This window comes from Gilliamella sp. Gris1-4 (assembly GCF_001690335.1).
Taxonomy (GTDB): domain Bacteria; phylum Pseudomonadota; class Gammaproteobacteria; order Enterobacterales; family Orbaceae; genus Gilliamella; species Gilliamella apicola_P.
Map to the genome: position 1 here is coordinate 1 of NZ_LZHA01000053.1, position 19486 is coordinate 19486.

Here is a 19486-nt window from a genome sequence, read left to right on the forward strand (position 1 = left end):
CGCCAGTAAAGACCCCGATGACGGCGTCGATTTCGCTACGCGAAATGACTTCGATGATGAAAATAACTGTGGCGACCTACTTTGGCTACCGTGCGAATCAATAAGATTTAGGGCATAGGTTTGGCAGGCCAGATGCCAGATGCCAGATGCCAACCATGGTAATGCATTTTTATTTCCTTGTCAAGTAATTTATTGTTTTTTATGAACTTTTATATCCATTCGCCTGATTTTTGAGCGATTCCTTGCCTGAATAAGCTCAAAAATTATAACTTGATGATGAATAATGCGCCACTTTTTTTGTTGGTTTATTGTAAAGATTTGTTAGCGGGTTAAGTGCGTTGCTTTGGCTTTTTTTTGGGGGGTGGCGTTTTTTATGGGGCGTAGCGGTTGGGTGTTTTTTGGGACTGGTGGAGTAGGTGCTTTTTAAAGGCCTAAAATCGCTCCGGTAGATTATTGATTTTAATGAAGTTTTTTGATTTTCTTTTTAATTAAATCAGGCTGTTATAGTGACGGTGGTGTTGTTTGGGGTATTGGTTTCGGATGTTGTCACTGATGTTAATTATTTCCACAAAAGGTCAAAACATTCGAAACCCAGCTAACCTAAATCAAAAATTAAAGCGTTTTTAACCAAGCTTTAACATCGCTACCTAAGCTTTTATGTCGCATTGCGTATTGTACAAATGTTTGTACATAGCCTAATTTATTACCGCAGTCATGGCTACGGCCTTTTATGCAATAGGCGTCAACGCGATCTTCTTCAAGTAACATGGCAATTGCGTCGGTCAATTGAATTTCACCGCCTGCTCCTAATGGCGTTTTGGCTAGTAAAGGCCAGATTTTTTCAGATAGAACATAACGTCCAACAACGGATTGGTTTGATGGGGCTTCTTCAACTGATGGTTTTTCAACTACGCTGTACATTTGTGCAACATTACCCATAGATAGCTCTTGACCACGACAATCAACAATACCGTAAGAAGAAACTAATTCTTTTGGCACTGGCTCTACCATGATTTGGCTATGTTTGGTTTCATGGTAATTTTTGATCATTGCAGCTAAATTATCACTAGTAAGGTCACTTTCGTATTCATCGATAATCACATCAGGTAAAACAACAGCAAATGGTTCATCACCAACTAAAGGATAAGCACATAATACCGCATGACCAAGCCCTTTTGCCAAACCTTGGCGGACGCTAGTTATGGTGACATTTTTAGGTAAAATGCCTTGTACTTCTTGCAATAATTGGCGTTTAACACGCGCCTCTAACATGGCTTCTAATTCAAAACTGGTGTCAAAGTGGTTTTCAATTGAGTTTTTTGATGAGTGCGTAACAAATATAATTTCAGTTATGCCTGCGGAAATACACTCTTTAACTACATATTGAATAAGTGGCTTGTCAACAACGGGGAGCATCTCTTTGGGGATAGCTTTAGTAGCTGGTAACATGCGTGTTCCCAAACCGGCAACAGGGATAACCGCTTTTGTTACTTTTCCATTTACTGAATTGTCTAAATTTGATGTCATTTTATTTCCTTAAAACAAATTAACTAATTATGTCGCTTAAGTAATTTCACTACGGCGACCATTAACAAATGTATTTTTGACTCATTCTGACTTTTATATATGAGTAATTCAGCCACTCACTTTTGTGCCTGTCTAATAATTGATAAATCGTTAGATTCAATTAGCAAAGGATTATCTATGTCTTTAGCTAAAGAATCAATAGCAATATAAACAATTTGGCAATTTTGTAACACGGCTTGTCTTACTACAAATTTTGCTTTTCGGTCACGTGCTTCTTTTTGTGCTTTGCTGATGTAAAGGTCATCATATCCATCATCATATAATGAGGCTCTTTCGAATAAATTTGGTGTTCGCCAAAATGTCTGTTTGGGATAATTGCGAATAAGAATTTGATCGGTTAATTTGCCTTTTATTCCTGCATAACTACTGGGCAAATGTTTACCTTCTCGACTCTGGCTAATATAAACATGCTGATAGCTTGGTTTATTTGAAGGGAGTGGGTTTAATAAAAATTCAATACCTGACAGGTTTGAATATTGACAATTTTCCATAGTTAAAGGTGCAGTTCGAAAGTTTAACGAGCTGCACCCAACAAGTAAAAATAATGTAACTGTAAATAAAATACGTGACATTTAACCAAATATATTTAAGACATTAAAATATTTGTAGATAGTCTATAACCTTAGTTACATTTTATCACTCACTTTTTCGGCTGTGTGTGAAATGGCTTTTCCACCCGATTCGACATCTTGACCAACACCTTTTACGGTGTTACATCCAACAACTAGAGTCGTCATTGCTATACCTAATATTAACATTAACATTTTATGGAACATAAAAATACACTCCTTTATTAACATGATTGTTTTAGTGCAGCAAATGCTTCTGCCACACGTTCGATATTATGGTGATTTAAACCCGCTACACACATTCTTCCGCTACCCACCAAATAAATAGCAAAATTATCTTTTAATTGTGTAACTTGCTCTTTACTAAAACCGGTATAACTAAACATGCCCTGCTGTTTTACTAAATAATCAAAATGACAATCAGGTGCCGCTTTTTTTAATAATTCAACTAGAGTTGATCGCATGGTTACGATGCGAGTTCTCATCGAGTCGACTTCTTTTAACCATTGTGCTTTAAGTTCTGGATTATTTAAAACATAACTTACTAACTGCACGCCATATGCCGCTGGGGTTGAATAATTTTGGCGAACCGTTGCTTGTAACTGTCCTAACACGCGGTTAGCGATCTGGTTGTTATCACATAAAACAGATAATCCCCCCACTCGTTCACCATAAAGTGAAAATGTTTTCGAAAATGAGTTACTAACAAATCCACACAATCCTACATCTGCCATTTTTCGAATCGCATAAACGTCTTGTTCAATACCTTTGCCAAAGCCTTGATAAGCAATATCCATAAATGGAATAAGATCTCGTGCTTGTAAAACTGCTATTACTTTATCCCACTGTGCTTGCGTTAGATCAGCGCCAGTTGGGTTATGGCAACAAGGGTGTAGTAAGACTATGCTTTTAGCAGGTAATTGATTTAATGTTTCAAGCATTGCTTCAAATTTTACGCCACATGTTTGTTCATCAAAGTAAGGATATTGGTTTACTTTAAAACCAGCACCATTAAAAATGGCGATGTGATTTTCCCAAGTTGGATCGCTGACCCATACTTGTGAATTTGGGAAATAGCGAAATAAAAAATCAGCACCTATTTTAAGAGCCCCCGATCCACCTAAGGTTTGTATCGTTGCGATACGTTTATCTTTAGAGGCCGAATGATCTTCACCAAATAATAAAGATTGGATCGCTTGGCAATAAGCTGGTAGGCCACTCATGGGTAAATACAATTGAGCATCTTGGTTGTGATGATAGATATAATCACGCGCCGTTTTAATACATTGTAATTGAGGCACTATGCTATTTTCATCATAATAATAACCAATACTTAAATTTATTTTGTTGTCTCGACTATCATTAATAAATTCAGTTACTAGTGATAAGATGGGGTCCCCTGAGTACGGCTCTACTTTTTCAAACATTTTTACAATCCAATTGGTACAAATAATAATAATAAATAATTGTAGATTATTGCACCAACTCTATTGGCGATCAATCATTAAATAATAGTTTAATAGCAAATAATTAAGTTGATTTTTGGTTGGAAAATTGCCGTTTTTAATAAGAGGAATTAAAGAACAAAATACCCCCAAAAATTATGTTTTTATATTAATTTTATACTGAAACACATAGTTACCTGAAACTTTTTGACAAAAATTAGCACCTATTGGTGCTAATCTGGTAAGCAAATTTATTTAGCAGCAATAACTTCGATTTCGACTTTGGCATCTTTGGGAATTCGAGCTACTTGTACGCAAGAACGTGCAGGGAAAGATGCATTATTTTCAATAAAAAAGGCTTCGTATACTGCATTTACCGTAGCAAAGTCATTGATATCAGCTAAGAAAATAGTCGTTTTAACGATATTACTTACTTGATAGCCTGCCGCAGTGATGATCGCTTTAACATTCGCTAAACTTTGTTTGGCTTGCTCTTTAACACAAGTTGGCATTTCACCAGTTGTTGGATCTAATGGAATTTGTCCTGAGGCAAATAACATATTACCTAAATCTACTGCTTGAACATAAGGCCCAATAGCTGCTGGCGCTTTATCAGTACTAATTACTTTTACCATGTCCGATTTTCTCCTTTTTAATCTAATCTATTCTGTTTTGTAATTATTAATAATCGTCTTTTTCTCTTTCTTCATTTCAACAGGAACATAATTTTGTGTCAAGTCAGTGCAAAATTATGATCGTGGGACTTATTGAAATTTTCTGATATGATAATGGCAATTTTTCATTTATTACGAGAGTTAATATGTTCGAGAATTTAACCGACCGTTTATCACAGACATTCCGCAATATTAGTGGTCGAGGAAGATTATCTGAAGATAATATCAAAGATGCATTGCGCGATGTTCGTATGGCACTACTTGAGGCCGATGTTGCACTACCCGTAGTTCGTGAATTTATTAATCAAGTTAAAGAAAAGGCTGTTGGATTAGATGTCAATAAGAGCTTAACCCCAGGTCAAGAATTTATCAAAATAGTTCAGGCAGAATTAACAACTGCTATGGGTGAGGTTAATAGTTCGCTCAATTTGGCAACTCAACCACCTGCAGTGATTTTAATGGCAGGTTTGCAAGGGGCAGGTAAAACAACGAGCGTTGCTAAGCTAGCTAAATTTTTAAAAGAAAAACATAAAAAGAAAGTGTTGGTTGTTTCTGCCGATGTTTATCGCCCTGCTGCGATTAAACAGCTCGAAACGTTAGCTAAAGCTATTGATGTTGAAGTTTTTCCATCTGATATTTCTGAAAAGCCAGTCAGTATCGTTAATAAAGCTATTTCGCATGCTAAATTGCAATTTTTTGATGTGTTAATTGTCGATACTGCAGGCCGTTTGCATGTTGATAGCGATATGATGGATGAAATCAAAGCGCTCCATCATGCTGTCAATCCAATTGAAACACTATTTGTGGTCGATGCTATGACAGGGCAAGATGCCGCTAATACCGCTAAAGCGTTTAATGATGCATTACCGCTTACTGGTGTAATTTTAACAAAAGTTGACGGGGATGCTCGTGGTGGTGCAGCGTTATCAATTCGCCACATTACCGGTAAGCCAATTAAATTTTTAGGAATGGGTGAAAAGACAGACGCTTTAGAGCCATTTTATCCTGATCGCATTGCTTCACGTATTTTAGGTATGGGCGATGTGCTATCTTTAATTGAAGAATTACAAAGTAACGTCGATCGCGAAAAAGCAGAAAAAATTGCCAAAAAGCTAAAAAAAGGTGATAAATTTGATTTTAACGATTTCCAAGATCAGTTAAAACAGATGCGTAATATGGGCGGAATGGGGGCTTTGTTAGCTAAATTACCCGGTGTTGGTCAACTTCCTGATCATATTAAAGCACAGATGGATGATAAAATTACCATCAAAATGGAAGCAATCATTGGTTCAATGACATTAAAAGAGCGTGCTAATCCTGAAATCATTAAAGGTTCTCGTAAACGTCGTATTGCCAACGGTTCGGGAACTCAGGTTCAAGATGTCAACAAGCTGTTAAAACAGTTCGAAGATATGCAAAAGATGATGAAAAAAATGAAAGGTGGCGGCATGATGAAGATGATGCGCCAAATGAAAGGATTAATGGGCGGTGGTATGGGATTACCTCCTCGTTAAGTCATTAATACTAAATTTTCAATTAAATGAGTTATATCTGAGTACTTAGTAACTGTTAACTATAGCTTGCCGTACAACCACTATCGCACTTATAAACCACTATCACACTTATAAATAGTGCAATAGTGGTTTTAATTATTTAATTGTTTGGTTTACTCGATTTTATTTTTACTGGACGACTCATAGTTAGCACTGTACCTATTGATGAGGTAATAATAAAAATAATGGCTAAGCACTGGTAGTGGGTTAGTTGTTCATGCAAAACAATGAGCCCAGAAAGCGCGGCAAAAACAGGCGATAAGCTCATTAATGTACTAAATGTTTGTGCCGGTAATTTTGGTAGTGCAATCATGTCTAATCCATAAGGGATTGCTGATGCTAATAATGAGACCAGAAAAACCATTGGGAGCAATTCCAACGAAAACATGGTACTGCCACTTTGCCAAATTCCAATAGGAAATAAAAAGCACGAAGCAATGACTGATCCAATCGCTACGCTGGCTGAGCCATAAATAGTGCTGGCTTTGCGTCCAAATAAGATGTAACACGCCCAACCACTTCCAGCTAATAGCGCAAATAAAATACCCTTGGGATCTAAATTGCTTGAAGCTTGTTCAATGGGTAAAAGCATAGCCAAGCCAATAATAGCAACACCTAACCAAATAAAATCAAGTACTTTACGCGAGATGCACATCGCCACCATAATTGGCCCCATGAGTTCAATGGCAACTGCAATACCTAGCGGAATTCTTGCGATTGCGTTGTAAAACGCTAAATTCATACAACCAATTGAAATACCGTATAAAAAAATGTATTTTAGTGCTTGTTTTGTCAGTGTTTTACGCCACGGCTTGAATATTAAAATTAGCATAATTGCTGAAAAAAATAATCGCCAAGCTGTCATCCCTTCAGGCCCTAATACAGGAAACAGATATTTGGCTATTGAGGCACTGCCTTGCACTGAAATCATCGAGATAAAAATTAACAAAACAGGCCAAAACCTTTTAAGCATAAATAATTACCTTAAATTTAATTTATTGTATATGAAACTATTGATAAAAAGTTTCCGATAACTATGTGTTTGAGTATAAAAATATACTATCAATTGATTTGTTGGCTAGTTAGTTTTCTCTTTTTACTGACAATAAGGCAAGATCTTGTAACGCTTGTTTATAAGGCGAATCAGGTAAAATTGCGATAACGTCAAACGCTTTTTGCGCTTCTTTTTGGGCTGTTTGTAACGTAAAATCTAGCGAACCACATTCGTCCATGATGTTTAAAATGCGATCTAATAATTGTCGACCATTACCTTGCTCTATTGCTTGGCGTATTAATGCCGCATCTTGGGCGTTTTTTGTGTGGTGCATAGCATGTAAAAGCGGTAGAGTGGGCTTGCCTTCGTTAAGATCGTCCCCTAAATTTTTACCTAATTTTTGGATGCTATCAGCGCTATAATCGAGTAGATCATCAATGATTTGAAAGGCTGTGCCTAAATATTTTCCATATTCTTGTAAGGCGAGTTCTTGCTTCTCACTAGCTCCAGCTAGGACAGCAGCAGAATGCGATGTTGCTTCAAATAGACGTGCCGTTTTTCGATAAATTACATCTAAATATTGTTCTTTTGTGATATCTGGATCGTTACAATTAATCAACTGTTGTACTTCACCTTCAGCTATTACATTGGTTGCAGCCGACATGATCGTCAATACTTTAAACGATTCTGTACGTACCATCATTTGAAAAGAGCGTGTGTAAATATAATCGCCAACTAATACGCTCGCGGCATTGCCAAAAAGTGCATTGGCGGTTGATTTGCCTCGGCGTAAATCGGATTCGTCAACAACATCATCATGCAATAAGGTGGCGGTATGAATGAATTCAATAAAAGCAGCAGTGATAATATGTTTATCGCCTTGGTAGTTGAGTGCTTTGGCTATTAATAATGCGATAACAGGACGTATACGTTTGCCACCACTACTAATGATGTAATTGCCTAATTGATTAATTAAAGCCACATCAGAAGTTAGTTCTGCCTGTATTGCCTCATTTACTTTGACTAAATCATTTTTAACAAGATCGAGTATTTGATTCATTGATGGAGTATTCATCAGCCTAACCACTACAAATAATAGATATTTATTTTCTATTATCTGATAAATATCTTTATGCAACAAGGTATCATCCATCTTATTTTAAAATAACACTACAAATGATAAGCATTTTCATTTAGAATAACTGTCATTAAGTTAAATATGATTATTATTATGAAGATTAACTTTGATATAGATCTCGATGATACTAAGACCCCTTTGAGTCCAATTAAAAAAAAACCTAAAAACACCTATGTATGTACATCAGTTTCTGTATTGTCGCATCTGATCTTATTTGCTCTGCTCTTTAGTTCTGTCTTGTTTGCTAAAAATGTTGCTGTTGATGAAGGCGATAATGCGATTAAAGCTATTATGGTCGATCTATCGCAATTTGCCGCCCCTGAACAATCATTAGTTGAAAATACCCCTGAAATTCAAGGTGCGGAAAATAGTGAACTGATCGATAACAAACAAATTGAAGAAAAACCAGTTGATCCTGTTGTTGAACCTGAAGTAGTTAAGGAAGAAAATCCTGAATCTATTCTCGAAAAAATATCCGATAAATCAACGGTTGAACCCCAAAAGGAAGTTGTAGTAAAAAAAGAGAAAAAGCCGAAAAAAAAGCGCAGGCCAGTCCAAAAAGCTTCTCATAAACAAGTTAGGCAAGAAGTGGTTAGTGATAATTTGGCAAATACCTCTGTTGCACCCAAACTTTCAGATAATCGCCAATATTCAGGTAATCCGTCTCCAATTAGACGGAATCAACCTGAGTATCCACGCCGAGCGCTTGATATGCGCTTAGAAGGCTATGTGGTAGCAATGTTTGATATTAACAGCGATGGGCGAGTTGAAAATATTCGCATTGTTGAAGCAAATCCTAATAATATATTTAATCGTTCGGTAATAAATGCCATGAAAACTTGGAAGTACAAACCAATTCCAGCAAAAGACCTAAAAATTAGAATTATTTTTAACCGTGATAAATCAATTAAGTTGGATTAATAATTAGATAGATGAAAACAAAAAACCGTAATTTTTATTTTAAAAATTACGGTAACGACACAATTAATGAGTAAATTTATTTTCCATTAATTTTTCAATTTCGGCTGGCTCTTTTGGAACATCACCTGTCAGAACTTCATTCCCTGTGTCAGTAATTAAAATGTTATCTTCGATCCGAATACCGATACCTTTATATTGTGCTGGTACATCTGATTCTTGATTAATATAAAGCCCTGGTTCAACAGTCAATACCATTCCTGACTCTAGAATTCGATCTCGTCCACTACCAACATCATGCACATCAATACCTAACCAATGGCCTAAACCGTGCATGTAATATTGTGTATAAGCTTTATTAGCAATTAAGCTATCAACATCACCTTGCATAATCCCGAGTTTTACTAAACCTTCTACCATCGTTCTTACAACTTGATTATTGACTTCCATAATTGAAGTGCCCGGTTTAAACAATTTAATGGCTTGATATTGTGATGCTAAAACGATGTTATAAATTTCAAGTTGAGCTTGGCTAAATTTGCCATTGATAGGAAAAGTGCGAGTTATATCGCCTGCATAGTACTGATATTCACAACCCGCATCAATTAAAACTAAATCGCCATCTTTTAACTGCTGACTATTATTTTCATAATGTAGTATACATCCATTATTACCACTACCAACAATGGTGTTATAAGATGGTGCTCGTGCGCCATGCCACGCAAATTCATGCAAGATTTCAGCTTCTAGTTGATACTCATACATATTCGGTTTACATCTTTGCATTGCTCGAACGTGAGACTGAGCGCTGATTTTGCAAGCCTTGCGCAATATTTTTATTTCAAAATCTGATTTAAACATGCGCATTTGATGAACTATCGGTCGCCAATCGATCGTGCTGTTTGGTGCATAAAGATTTAATCTACTTCCTTGTCGCAGCGTATTCATTGCGCGATTTACGATTCTATCGGCATATTGATACTGTTGGTCGGCATGGTAAACCGCCGTTTTGCCATTTAATAAATCAGGTAATACTTTTTCAATCTCATCAAATGTATAAGCTTCATCAACAAAAACCGTCTGTAATGCGGCATCTTGACCTAAACGGTAACCAGTCCAAGTCTCTGCTAGCGTATCTTTGGGGCGATTAAATAATATGTATTTAGTTGTATTATCTTTTTGTTTAACTACTGCAAATACCGCTTCTGGTTCAGAAAAAAGTGTAAAATACCAAAAGTCGCTATTTTGTCGATATGGGTAGTGGGTGTCATTACTCCTCGTCATTTCTGGAGCAGCAAAAAAAAGTGCGACACTATTTGGTATCATTTGAGCTAGTAATTTTTCTCGACGTGCAAAAAGTTCTGTTTCGATATCAGTATTTATCATTGTGATGCCCCTGAAGATGTAATGTTATTAATATTAATGGATTGTTGGGGGTGTGTCAGCCTCATTAAATTCGTTAAATTCATCAAAACATAGCATAGAAGTTATGCGAACATACTCTTTTATCTCTTCAAAAGCAAAACCAAGCTCTTGTTGATCTTCATTTTCATCATAGCCTAGTTTAACAATTTGACGTAGGTCATAAATAGCTTCACCAACATCACCTTTGATGTGGTTAATTTTAGGTTGCACAAGCCCAATACCAAGTAAGAAATGATTTACCCAACCAACTAGATCATCCAGTTGTGTATATAAATCTTTGTCGCTAAGTAATAACTGAAAGCTGAAATCTTCTTCAAAAAATTGCTGTTTGATAAGCGCATAAAGTTGGCTAATTTTTTCATCTAATGATGTTGGCATTTTTTGACCATTATTTAACATATCCTCAACTAATGGACGCCAGCTTTCGTCATAGTTACCTCCAGCTAATATGCCTGAAAGAAAACCATGTAACTCAGCAGCAGTAATGCCTATTTTATTTTGGATTAATTGGCGATTAAATTCGTCGTAATTAATAGTATCTGACATAAACTTCCCCTAATATTATTACATCAAGAAAAATGCACTCTGCACTTTCTTCGATTATTAGTATATAATTTGCATCTAATTATAAATCATAAACAGGTTGCTGTGCTTTATAAAGGAATTATTTTGAACATTATAGGATTTATCATGAAATTTTCTCTGCAACTATTATTTTTTGCAGGATTAATATTATCATTAACCTCCTGTAGTTCGTTTTTATCTAATAAAGGCGTAATTGTCCTTGATGTGCAAGATAAAATACATACCTATGTAACCAGCCAAGATTTACCTTCATCTTATAAATTGGGTAATAGTGAACAGGAATTACAACGATTTGAAGCTTTCTGTAGAGATGAGATCCGTGCATCACAACTTGATGGTAGTGAAGAAATCGTTTTTGAGAATATTAAACATGGAATCCATGGACAGGTAGAATTTAAAAAATGTAGTGATAAAGTCACTCGTATCTACCGATACTGATAAATTACGGCTATCTTAATGTGATAGCTAATACGGCTGACTTAATATAAAAGATCAATTAAATCTTACTAGCCTTTCAGGCGTTTTTTATTTATATTGGTCGGTGAAACAAAATATTTTGGGAGTAAAATAATATGTATAAACAAGATGTAACTATTACTGCATCTAACGGTCTTCATACCCGCCCTGCTGCACAATTTGTTAAAGAAGCAAAGAACTTTAATGCAGAAATTACTGTCACATCTAATGGTAAAAGTGCGAGTGCTAAAAGTCTGTTTAAGTTACAAACATTAGGTTTATCACAAGGCACAACTATTACCATTTCTGCCGAAGGTGAAGACGAAAAAGAAGCTGTTGCTCATTTAGTAAAATTAATTCCTGAGTTGGAATAATAACTCCCGATTAGCTATGAACGGTTTTAAAATAGAATAAGGATTAAATGTTATGGTATCAGGTACACTTGTTTCCCCCGGTATCGCTTTTGCTAAAGCGCTATTATTAAAAGAAGAGCCTATTGTTATTAGTAATAGACAAATTCTTGATAACAAGATTGAGGCTGAAATTGAGCGCTTCAAGGAAGCTCGCCAAAAATCAAGTAAACAGCTACATACGATTATGGAACGAGCAAAATCCACATTAGGCGAAGATAAAGCGGTCATTTTTGAAGGGCATATTATGCTTCTTGAAGATGAGGATCTTGAACAAGAAGTTATTTCTCGCATTCAAAGTAAACATTCAACCGCTGATGCCGCTGTCCAATCTGTATTTGAAACTCAAGCTAAAGAATTAGAGAATCTAGATGATGAATACCTAAAAGAACGTGCCGCTGATATTCGTGATATTGGTAAACGTTTACTCAAAAATATTTTAGGTATTGAAATTGTTGACTTGAGTGCTATTAGCCAACCATGTATTTTAGTTGCAACCGATTTAACACCTTCTGAAACAGCTCAGCTAAACTTGGATATGGTGCTAGGTTTTATTACTGATGCTGGTGGCCGTACTTCGCATACTTCAATTATGGCTCGTTCTTTAGAAATCCCAGCTATCGTTGGAACATCTAATGCAACTCAAGCAATCAAACAAGGTGATTTTGTTATTTTAGATGCAATAAATAATGCTATTTATATCAATCCAGATCACACAACTCAAGAAAAATTAAAACAAGTTCAAGCTAAATATATTAGTGATAAAGAAGAGCTAGCTAAATTGAAAGATCTACCTGCTGTAACCCTTGATGGCCATCAAGTAGAAATTTGCGGTAACATTGGTACAGTGCGTGATATTGCAGGTGCTGAACGTAACGGTTATGAGGGTGTTGGTCTATACCGTACTGAATTCTTATTTATGGATCGTGAAGCTTATCCTGACGAAGAAGAACAATTTAAAGCATATAAAGAAGTAGCTGAATCAACCAATGGTTTATCGGTAATTGTCCGTACCATGGATATTGGTGGCGATAAGGATGTACCTTATATGCATTTACCAAAAGAAGAAAATCCATTCTTAGGTTGGCGAGCAATTCGAATCTGTTTAGATCGTAAAGAAGTACTTCATGCACAATTACGTGCAATTTTGCGTGCATCTGCATTTGGTAAATTGCGCATTATGTTCCCAATGATTATTTCTGTTGAAGAAATTCGTACATTAAAGTCCGAAATCAATATTCTTAAAGAACAATTGAATGCTGAAGGTAAAGCATTTGATAAAAATATTGAAATCGGCGTAATGATTGAAACTCCAGCTGCAGCTGTGATTGCACATCACTTAGCCAAGGAAGTAGACTTTTTTAGTATCGGTACCAATGACTTAACACAATATACGCTTGCCGTTGACCGTGGTAATGAATTAATTTCTCATCTTTATAATCCGTTTTCGCCTTCAGTGTTAACTCTGATTAAAAATGTCATCGATGCTTCTCATAAAGAAGGTAAATGGACAGGTATGTGTGGAGAGCTTGCCGGTGATGAAAGAGCCACAATCTTATTGCTCGGTATGGGACTTGATGAATTTAGTATGAGTGCAGTATCAATTCCTAAAATCAAAAAATTAATTCGCAACACTAACTATGAAGAAGCGAAGAAATTTGCTGATACTGTATTAGAAAAAGCAACTTCTAAAGAAATAATTGATTTAATTGAAAATTACACTGCTGAAAAGCAAATTTGTTAGGAGGCAATAATGGGTCTATTCGATAAAATTAAGCAATTCGTATCCGATGATAATAAAAACAGCATCGAGATTATTGCTCCCTTAAGTGGCGAAATCGTTAAAATCGAAGATGTGCCAGATGTGGTTTTTGCTGAAAAAATCGTTGGTGATGGAGTAGCAATTAAACCTTCTGGTAATAAAATTGTCGCTCCATTAAGTGGGAAAATAGGCAAAATCTTCGAAACTAACCACGCTTTTGCTATAGAATCAGATGAAGGTATTGAGCTTTTTGTTCACTTCGGTATTGATACAGTAGAACTAAAAGGTGAAGGTTTCAAGCGAGTTGCAGAAGAAGGTCAGCAGGTTAAAGTGGGTGATACCATTATTGAAATTGATTTACCTCTACTTGAAAGCAAAGCCAAATCGGTATTAACTCCGGTAGTTATTTCTAATATGGAAACCATAATAGAATTAAATAAATTATCGGGCTCTGTCGAAGCAGGTAAAACACCAATAATGCGTGTGAAAAAATAATTTTTTCACTATTATAAAAAACCTTCAGTTTTAGCTGAAGGTTTTTTTTATGTTATAACTTATCTTTTTTAATAATACTTAACGCCATTTTTTGTATTGGTTGATTAAGCTATTTGTTGAATCATCGTGAGAGCTAACTGGTTTATCATCTGCTAATTCAGGTAAAATACGTCCAGCAAGTTGTTTACCAAGTTCAACACCCCATTGATCAAAACTAAATATATTAAGAATAACGCCTTGAGTAAAGATTTTATGCTCATACATCGCAACTAAGGCACCAAGAGCATAAGGTGTAATTTTTTTCACTAATATTGAATTAGTTGGTTTATTACCTTCAAATACTTTAAATGGTACAACAGACTTCACTTCATCAAGATTTTTTCCTGCAGCTATGAACTCTTGCTCGACCTGTTCTTTTGTTTTACCAAAAGCTAAAGCTTCAGTTTGAGCAAAAAAGTTAGATAATAATTTTGGGTGATGATCTCCAACTGGATTATGGCTTATTGCTGGCGCAATAAAATCACAAGGAATGAGTTTAGTACCTTGGTGAATTAATTGATAAAATGCATGTTGACCATTGGTTCCTGGCTCACCCCAAATAATTGGGCCTGTTGTGTAAGGTGTTTTATTACCGTTGCGATCGACACTTTTACCATTTGACTCCATATTTCCTTGTTGAAAATAAGCTGCAAAACGGTGCATGTACTGATCATATGGTAAAATAGCTTCAGTTTCAGCACCACAAAAATTGTTGTACCAAATACCAATTAATGCCAGTAGCGTCGGGATATTTTTATCAATTGGTGCGCTTTGGAAGTGCTTATCCATTGCGTGACCACCCGCTAAAAATTGTTTGAAGTTATCAAAACCAATTGATAAAACAATCGATAAGCCAATTGCCGACCAAGATGAATAACGTCCACCAACCCAATCCCAAAATTCAAACATATTAGCTGTATCAATACCAAATTTTTCAACTTCATTAGCATTAGTTGAAAGAGCAACAAAGTGCAAAGCAACTGCTTTATCATCTTTAGCAGCATCAAGTAACCATGCTCGTGCTGTTTGTGCATTTGTCATAGTTTCTTGAGTGGTAAAAGTTTTGGATGCAACCAAAAATAAAGTGGTTTCAGGATTTAAGCCTTTTAACGCTTCAACAATATGAGTACCATCTACATTTGATACGAAATGCATGTTCAAGTGGTTTTTGTAAGGTCGTAGTGCTTCGGTAATCATTACTGGTCCTAGATCTGAACCTCCAATACCAATATTAACCACATCGGTAATGGCTTTACCTGTGTATCCTTTCCATTCACCATTAATGATTTTTTTACTGAATGATTCCATCTTAGCTAAGACAGCGTTAACATCATCCATCACATTCTTACCATCAACATAAATTGGTGTATTTGATACGTTGCGTAATGCAACATGTAATACAGCTCGATTTTCTGTACAATTAATCTTTTCACCACTATACATGGCTTTAGTTGCACCAATTAGATCGCATTCATCAGCTAGCTTATAAAGCAATTCTAGCGTTTCTTTCGTTACTCTATTTTTAGACAAATCAACTAAAAACTCATCTTCAAAAGGAATAGTAAGTTTTTCAACGCGTTTCGGTTCTTCTTTCAAAATTTGTGCAATGGTTTTATTGTGGTGTTTTTCGTAACTAGCTTGAAGGGATTTCCAAGATTGGGTTGTTGTTGGATCAATTGATTTTAACATAATTTATTCCTTAAATAATATAGCATTGTAGTCATAATATAACTATGCCTGACATGATGCAAGATAAGGATCTAATCAATAAAAATAAGTTTAAAAAATAATATAGAAAAGGAAATTTTGATCATCCTATTATTAATAAAAGATTTGCTCATACAAAAGAGAGTTTCTAGACTGCAGAAATACAATTTAAAAAGTTTAATCGCAATATTATTTAATATGAGGGATGAGGGCTAGTTTGGTTATCATTTTCTTATTAAAAATTGTCAATAAGCTGATTTTATCGTTATCCTAATTATCAATAATCAAAATGAAATTTAACTATTCCAAAAAGCAAAAAAGCCCAGCACTACTGCTGGGCTCTCTCTATATTTAAAAGTCTGGCGGCACCCTACTCTCACATGGGTAATACCCACACTACCATCGGCACTACGGCGTTTCACTTCTGAGTTCGGCATGGGGTCAGGTGGGACCACCGCGCTATTACCGCCAGACATATCCTGTACTCTCTTTCTTTATCGCTGTCCATTATCTCATATCAACAACAATCACTCAATTCGGAACAAACTGTTTTTTCTATCTCTATTCTCTTTTCGATGATTTCCTCATCTAGCAATAACTTCTGCGTAAACCAAAACAACTCCGAGTTGTAAGGTTAAGACTCTCGGTTCATTAGTATCAGTTAGCTCAATGTATCACTACACTTACACACCTGACCTATCTACGTCTTAGTCTCAAACGGACCTTACTGAATCTCTTCAGGGAAAACTCATCTCGAGGCTAGTTTCGTGCTTAGATGCTTTCAGCACTTATCTATTCCGCACGTAGCTACCGGGCAATGCAATTGGCATCACAACCCGTACACCAGCGGTGCGTTCACTTCGGTCCTCTCGTACTAGAAGCAAACCCTCTCAATTTTCCTACGCCCATGGCAGATAGGGACCGAACTGTCTCACGACGTTCTAAACCCAGCTCGCGTACCACTTTAAACGGCGAACAGCCGTACCCTTGGGACCTACTTCAGCCCCAGGATGTGATGAGCCGACATCGAGGTGCCAAACACCGCCGTCGATATGAACTCTTGGGCGGTATCAGCCTGTTATCCCCGGAGTACCTTTTATCCGTTGAGCGATGGCCCTTCCATTCAGAACCACCGGATCACTATGACCTACTTTCGTACCTGCTCGAGCCGTCACTCTCGCAGTCAAGCTAGCTTTTGCCATTGCACTAACCTCCTGATGTCCGACCAGGATTAGCTAACCTTCGTGCTCCTCCGTTACTCTTTGGGAGGAGACCGCCCCAGTCAAACTACCCACCAGACAGTGTCCCTTACCTCGATTCAGAAGTATAGGTTAGAACATCAAACATTAAAGGGTGGTATTTCAAGGTCGACTCCACTCACACTGGCGTGCATGCTTCTTTGCCTCCCACCTATCCTACACATTAAGGCTCAATGTTCACTGTCAAGCTATAGTAAAGGTTCACGGGGTCTTTCCGTCTTGCCACGGGTACACCGCATCTTCACGGCAATTTCAATTTCACTGAGTCTCGGGTGGAGACAGCCTGGCCATCATTACGCCATTCGTGCAGGTCGGAACTTACCCGACAAGGAATTTCGCTACCTTAGGACCGTTATAGTTACGGCCGCCGTTTACTGGGGCTTCGATCAGGAGCTTCTGCATAAGCATAACCCCATCAATTAACCTTCCAGCACCGGGCAGGCGTCACACCGTATACGTCCACTTTCGTGTTTGCACAGTGCTGTGTTTTTATTAAACAGTTGCAGCCAGCTGGTATCTTCGACTGATTTCACCTACGTCCGCATGGGATTTCAATTACACATCAGCGTGCCTTCTCCCGAAGTTACGGCACCATTTTGCCTAGTTCCTTCACCCGAGTTCTCTCAAGCGCCTTAGTATTCTCTACCTGACCACCTGTGTCGGTTTCGGGTACGATTAACTATAACCTGAAGCTTAGAGGATTTTCCTGGAAGCAGGGCATCAATTACTTCACTGCCTTAGCAGCTCGTCATCACGCCTCAGAGTTTCAGTGACCGGATTTGCCTAATCACACCCCTACACGCTTAACCCACCATCCAATAGGTGGTAAACCTAGCCTTCTTCGTCACCCCATCGCAGTTATAGCCAGTACGGGAATATTAACCCGTTTCCCATCAGATACGCCCTTCGGCCTCTCCTTAGGGGTCGACTCACCCTGCCCCGATTAACGTTGGACAGGAACCCTTGGTCTTCCGGCGAGCGGGCTTTTCACCCGCTTTATCGTTACTTATGTCAGCATTCGCACTTCTGATACCTCCAGCATGCCTCACAACACACCTTCTACGGCTTACAGAACGCTCCCCTACCCAATACACTTACGTGCACTGCCGCAGCTTCGGTGCATAGTTTTAGCCCCGTTACATCTTCCGCGCAGGCCGACTCGACTAGTGAGCTATTACGCTTTCTTTAAATGATGGCTGCTTCTAAGCCAACATCCTAGCTGTCTAAGCCTTCCCACTTCGTTTCCCACTTAACTATGACTTTGGGACCTTAGCTGGCGGTCTGGGTTGTTTCCCTCTTCACGACGAACGTTAGCACCCGCCGTGTGTCTCCCATGATTCAACTTGTCAGTATTCGGAGTTTGCATCGGGTTGGTAAGCCGGGATGGCCCCCTAGCCGAAACAGTGCTCTACCCCCAACAGTCATTCATGAGGCGCTACCTAAATAGCTTTCGGGGAGAACCAGCTATCTCCCGGTTTGATTGGCCTTTCACCCCCAGCCACAGGTCATCCGCTAATTTTTCAACATTAGTCGGTTCGGTCCTCCAGTTAGTGTTAACCAACCTTCAACCTGCCCATGGCTAGATCACCGGGTTTCGGGTCTATACCCTGCAACTTAACGCACAGTTAATACTCGGTTTCCCTTCGGCTCCCCTATTCGGTTAACCTCGCTACAGAATATAAGTCGCTGACCCATTATACAAAAGGTACGCAGTCACTATTACCCAACGGTAACAGCTCCCACTGATTGTACGTACACGGTTTCAGGGTCTATTTCACTCCCCTCCCGGGGTTCTTTTCGCCTTTCCCTCACGGTACTGGTTCACTATCGGTCAATCAGGAGTATTTAGCCTTGGAGGATGGTCCCCCCCTCTTCAGACAGGATATCACGTGTCCCGCCCTACTCTATAAGCTTCCACATAACGTACCTTCGTGTACGGGACTTTCACCCTCTATCGTGCGACTTTCCAGACGCTTCCACTAATACTTTATGCTACCCGCTTGGGCTCCTCCCCTTTCGCTCGCCGCTACTCAGGGAATCTCGGTTGATTTCTTTTCCTCGGGGTACTTAGATGTTTCAGTTCTCCCGGTTCGCCTCATCTAACTATGAATTCATTAGATGATAGTGTAGTTTCCTACACTGGGTTTCCCCATTCGGACATCGACGGCTATTGCGCTTTTTATCAGCTTACCGTCGCTTTTCGCAGATTAACACGTCCTTCTTCGCCTCTGATTGCCTAGGCATCCACCGTGTACGCTTAATTTCTTAACCTTACAACTCACAGTTGTCTTGGTTTAAATTACGCTTTCTTCTCTTTCTTACTTATTCTCTTTTTATTTATAAATTATTCAATTAAAGTTCAATAAACTTTAACTCAATCTATAATCAAAAGCCTTTCGTAAAAACGAGAACTCGTTTCTTTCAGCTTGTTCCTAATTGTTAAAGAGCTTTATCTTTCTATTCACTTAAA

The 19486-nt window shown here is 37.8% G+C and carries 16 protein-coding genes and 2 rRNA genes; 6 read left to right on the top strand and 12 right to left on the bottom strand.

From position 1 onward, the window contains the following. Window positions 1-612 precede the first annotated feature (612 nt). From galU to A9G31_RS07110, 5 genes are all read right to left on the bottom strand, one after another. Window positions 613-1527, bottom strand: coding sequence for a UTP--glucose-1-phosphate uridylyltransferase GalU (gene galU, locus A9G31_RS07090; protein WP_065561044.1), 915 nt, complete (start codon window positions 1525-1527; stop codon window positions 613-615). 116 nt (window positions 1528-1643) lie between these two features. Continuing rightward, window positions 1644-2078 carry a hypothetical protein gene (locus A9G31_RS07095; protein ID WP_141671409.1) on the bottom strand — a complete coding sequence of 145 codons (435 nt, stop codon included), beginning with the start codon at window positions 2076-2078 and terminating at the stop codon, window positions 1644-1646. 135 nt (window positions 2079-2213) lie between these two features. Then, the gene (locus A9G31_RS07100) at window positions 2214-2345 is read right to left on the bottom strand and encodes an entericidin A/B family lipoprotein (RefSeq protein WP_202112501.1); all 132 of its coding nucleotides are present in this window, start codon (window positions 2343-2345) and stop codon (window positions 2214-2216) included. Between the two features lie 35 nt (window positions 2346-2380). Continuing rightward, window positions 2381-3583, bottom strand: coding sequence for an amino acid aminotransferase (locus A9G31_RS07105; RefSeq protein WP_065561046.1), 1203 nt, complete (start codon window positions 3581-3583; stop codon window positions 2381-2383). Window positions 3584-3852: 269 nt separating this feature from the next. Beyond that, window positions 3853-4236, bottom strand: coding sequence for a RidA family protein (locus tag A9G31_RS07110; protein ID WP_065561047.1), 384 nt, complete (start codon window positions 4234-4236; stop codon window positions 3853-3855). Between the two features lie 185 nt (window positions 4237-4421). On the opposite strand from A9G31_RS07110, the gene ffh reads away from it, so the two are divergent. After that, window positions 4422-5789 carry a signal recognition particle protein gene (ffh, locus tag A9G31_RS07115; protein ID WP_065561048.1) on the top strand — a complete coding sequence of 456 codons (1368 nt, stop codon included), beginning with the start codon at window positions 4422-4424 and terminating at the stop codon, window positions 5787-5789. Window positions 5790-5928: 139 nt separating this feature from the next. Here the strand turns inward: ffh and A9G31_RS07120 are convergent, their stop codons facing one another. Together A9G31_RS07120 and ispB are read right to left on the bottom strand one after the other, a co-directional pair. Further along, entirely contained in the window at window positions 5929-6801 is an 873-nt protein-coding gene (locus tag A9G31_RS07120; RefSeq protein ID WP_065561049.1) for an EamA family transporter, read from the bottom strand. A 109-nt stretch (window positions 6802-6910) separates the two neighbouring features. Further along, a complete protein-coding gene (gene ispB / locus A9G31_RS07125) occupies window positions 6911-7897 on the bottom strand; it encodes an octaprenyl diphosphate synthase (protein WP_065561050.1) in 987 nt (328 codons plus the stop codon). Between the two features lie 156 nt (window positions 7898-8053). Between ispB and A9G31_RS07130 the strand changes: the two genes are divergently transcribed. Next, window positions 8054-8881 (top strand): TonB family protein, encoded by an 828-nt coding sequence (locus A9G31_RS07130; RefSeq protein WP_176700369.1) that lies wholly within the window; start codon window positions 8054-8056, stop codon window positions 8879-8881. Window positions 8882-8944: 63 nt separating this feature from the next. Here A9G31_RS07130 and pepP read toward each other — a convergent pair whose 3' ends face one another. Together pepP and A9G31_RS07140 are read right to left on the bottom strand one after the other, a co-directional pair. After that, window positions 8945-10264 carry a Xaa-Pro aminopeptidase gene (gene pepP, locus A9G31_RS07135; RefSeq protein WP_034911109.1) on the bottom strand — a complete coding sequence of 440 codons (1320 nt, stop codon included), beginning with the start codon at window positions 10262-10264 and terminating at the stop codon, window positions 8945-8947. A gap of 33 nt (window positions 10265-10297) precedes the next feature. Next, window positions 10298-10849: a UPF0149 family protein gene (locus tag A9G31_RS07140; RefSeq protein ID WP_034911110.1), complete on the bottom strand. Its 552-nt coding sequence runs from the start codon at window positions 10847-10849 to the stop codon at window positions 10298-10300. A 144-nt stretch (window positions 10850-10993) separates the two neighbouring features. Here A9G31_RS07140 and A9G31_RS07145 point away from each other — a divergent pair, with 144 nt between their 5' ends. The 4 genes from A9G31_RS07145 (at window position 10994) to crr (ending at window position 14011) form a co-directional block, all read left to right on the top strand. Next, complete coding sequence (locus A9G31_RS07145) at window positions 10994-11326, top strand: hypothetical protein (protein ID WP_034911112.1); 333 nt, start codon at window positions 10994-10996, stop codon at window positions 11324-11326. 134 nt (window positions 11327-11460) lie between these two features. Beyond that, window positions 11461-11718: a phosphocarrier protein Hpr gene (gene ptsH, locus A9G31_RS07150; RefSeq protein WP_034911114.1), complete on the top strand. Its 258-nt coding sequence runs from the start codon at window positions 11461-11463 to the stop codon at window positions 11716-11718. A gap of 52 nt (window positions 11719-11770) precedes the next feature. Beyond that, window positions 11771-13498, top strand: a complete 1728-nt coding sequence (ptsI, locus tag A9G31_RS07155) for a phosphoenolpyruvate-protein phosphotransferase PtsI (RefSeq protein WP_034911116.1) — start codon at window positions 11771-11773, stop codon at window positions 13496-13498. Between the two features lie 9 nt (window positions 13499-13507). Further along, on the top strand, window positions 13508-14011 hold the full coding sequence (gene crr / locus A9G31_RS07160) for a PTS glucose transporter subunit IIA (protein WP_034911117.1): 504 nt from the start codon (window positions 13508-13510) through the stop codon (window positions 14009-14011). A gap of 78 nt (window positions 14012-14089) precedes the next feature. Here crr and pgi read toward each other — a convergent pair whose 3' ends face one another. The 3 genes from pgi to A9G31_RS07175 form a co-directional block, all read right to left on the bottom strand. Next, window positions 14090-15739, bottom strand: a complete 1650-nt coding sequence (gene pgi / locus A9G31_RS07165; protein ID WP_065561052.1) for a glucose-6-phosphate isomerase — start codon at window positions 15737-15739, stop codon at window positions 14090-14092. A 375-nt stretch (window positions 15740-16114) separates the two neighbouring features. Then, window positions 16115-16230: ribosomal RNA gene (rrf, locus tag A9G31_RS07170) — 5S ribosomal RNA — on the bottom strand. 157 nt (window positions 16231-16387) lie between these two features. Further along, window positions 16388-19287: ribosomal RNA gene (locus A9G31_RS07175) — 23S ribosomal RNA — on the bottom strand. Between the last annotated feature and the right edge of the window lie 199 nt (window positions 19288-19486).

Excerpts from the sequence above, each read along its gene's own strand:
- galU (WP_065561044.1), bottom strand. The coding sequence starts at position 1,527 with ATGACATCAAATTTAGACAATTCAGTAAATGGAAAAGTAACAAAAGCG.
- A9G31_RS07095 (WP_141671409.1), bottom strand. The coding sequence starts at position 2,078 with ATGGAAAATTGTCAATATTCAAACCTGTCAGGTATTGAATTTTTATTA.
- A9G31_RS07100 (WP_202112501.1), bottom strand. The coding sequence starts at position 2,345 with ATGTTAATATTAGGTATAGCAATGACGACTCTAGTTGTTGGATGTAAC.
- A9G31_RS07105 (WP_065561046.1), bottom strand. The coding sequence starts at position 3,583 with ATGTTTGAAAAAGTAGAGCCGTACTCAGGGGACCCCATCTTATCACTA.
- A9G31_RS07110 (WP_065561047.1), bottom strand. The coding sequence starts at position 4,236 with ATGGTAAAAGTAATTAGTACTGATAAAGCGCCAGCAGCTATTGGGCCT.
- ffh (WP_065561048.1), top strand. The coding sequence starts at position 4,422 with ATGTTCGAGAATTTAACCGACCGTTTATCACAGACATTCCGCAATATT.
- A9G31_RS07120 (WP_065561049.1), bottom strand. The coding sequence starts at position 6,801 with ATGCTTAAAAGGTTTTGGCCTGTTTTGTTAATTTTTATCTCGATGATT.
- ispB (WP_065561050.1), bottom strand. The coding sequence starts at position 7,897 with ATGAATACTCCATCAATGAATCAAATACTCGATCTTGTTAAAAATGAT.
- A9G31_RS07130 (WP_176700369.1), top strand. The coding sequence starts at position 8,054 with ATGAAGATTAACTTTGATATAGATCTCGATGATACTAAGACCCCTTTG.
- pepP (WP_034911109.1), bottom strand. The coding sequence starts at position 10,264 with ATGATAAATACTGATATCGAAACAGAACTTTTTGCACGTCGAGAAAAA.
- A9G31_RS07140 (WP_034911110.1), bottom strand. The coding sequence starts at position 10,849 with ATGTCAGATACTATTAATTACGACGAATTTAATCGCCAATTAATCCAA.
- A9G31_RS07145 (WP_034911112.1), top strand. The coding sequence starts at position 10,994 with ATGAAATTTTCTCTGCAACTATTATTTTTTGCAGGATTAATATTATCA.
- ptsH (WP_034911114.1), top strand. The coding sequence starts at position 11,461 with ATGTATAAACAAGATGTAACTATTACTGCATCTAACGGTCTTCATACC.
- ptsI (WP_034911116.1), top strand. The coding sequence starts at position 11,771 with ATGGTATCAGGTACACTTGTTTCCCCCGGTATCGCTTTTGCTAAAGCG.
- crr (WP_034911117.1), top strand. The coding sequence starts at position 13,508 with ATGGGTCTATTCGATAAAATTAAGCAATTCGTATCCGATGATAATAAA.
- pgi (WP_065561052.1), bottom strand. The coding sequence starts at position 15,739 with ATGTTAAAATCAATTGATCCAACAACAACCCAATCTTGGAAATCCCTT.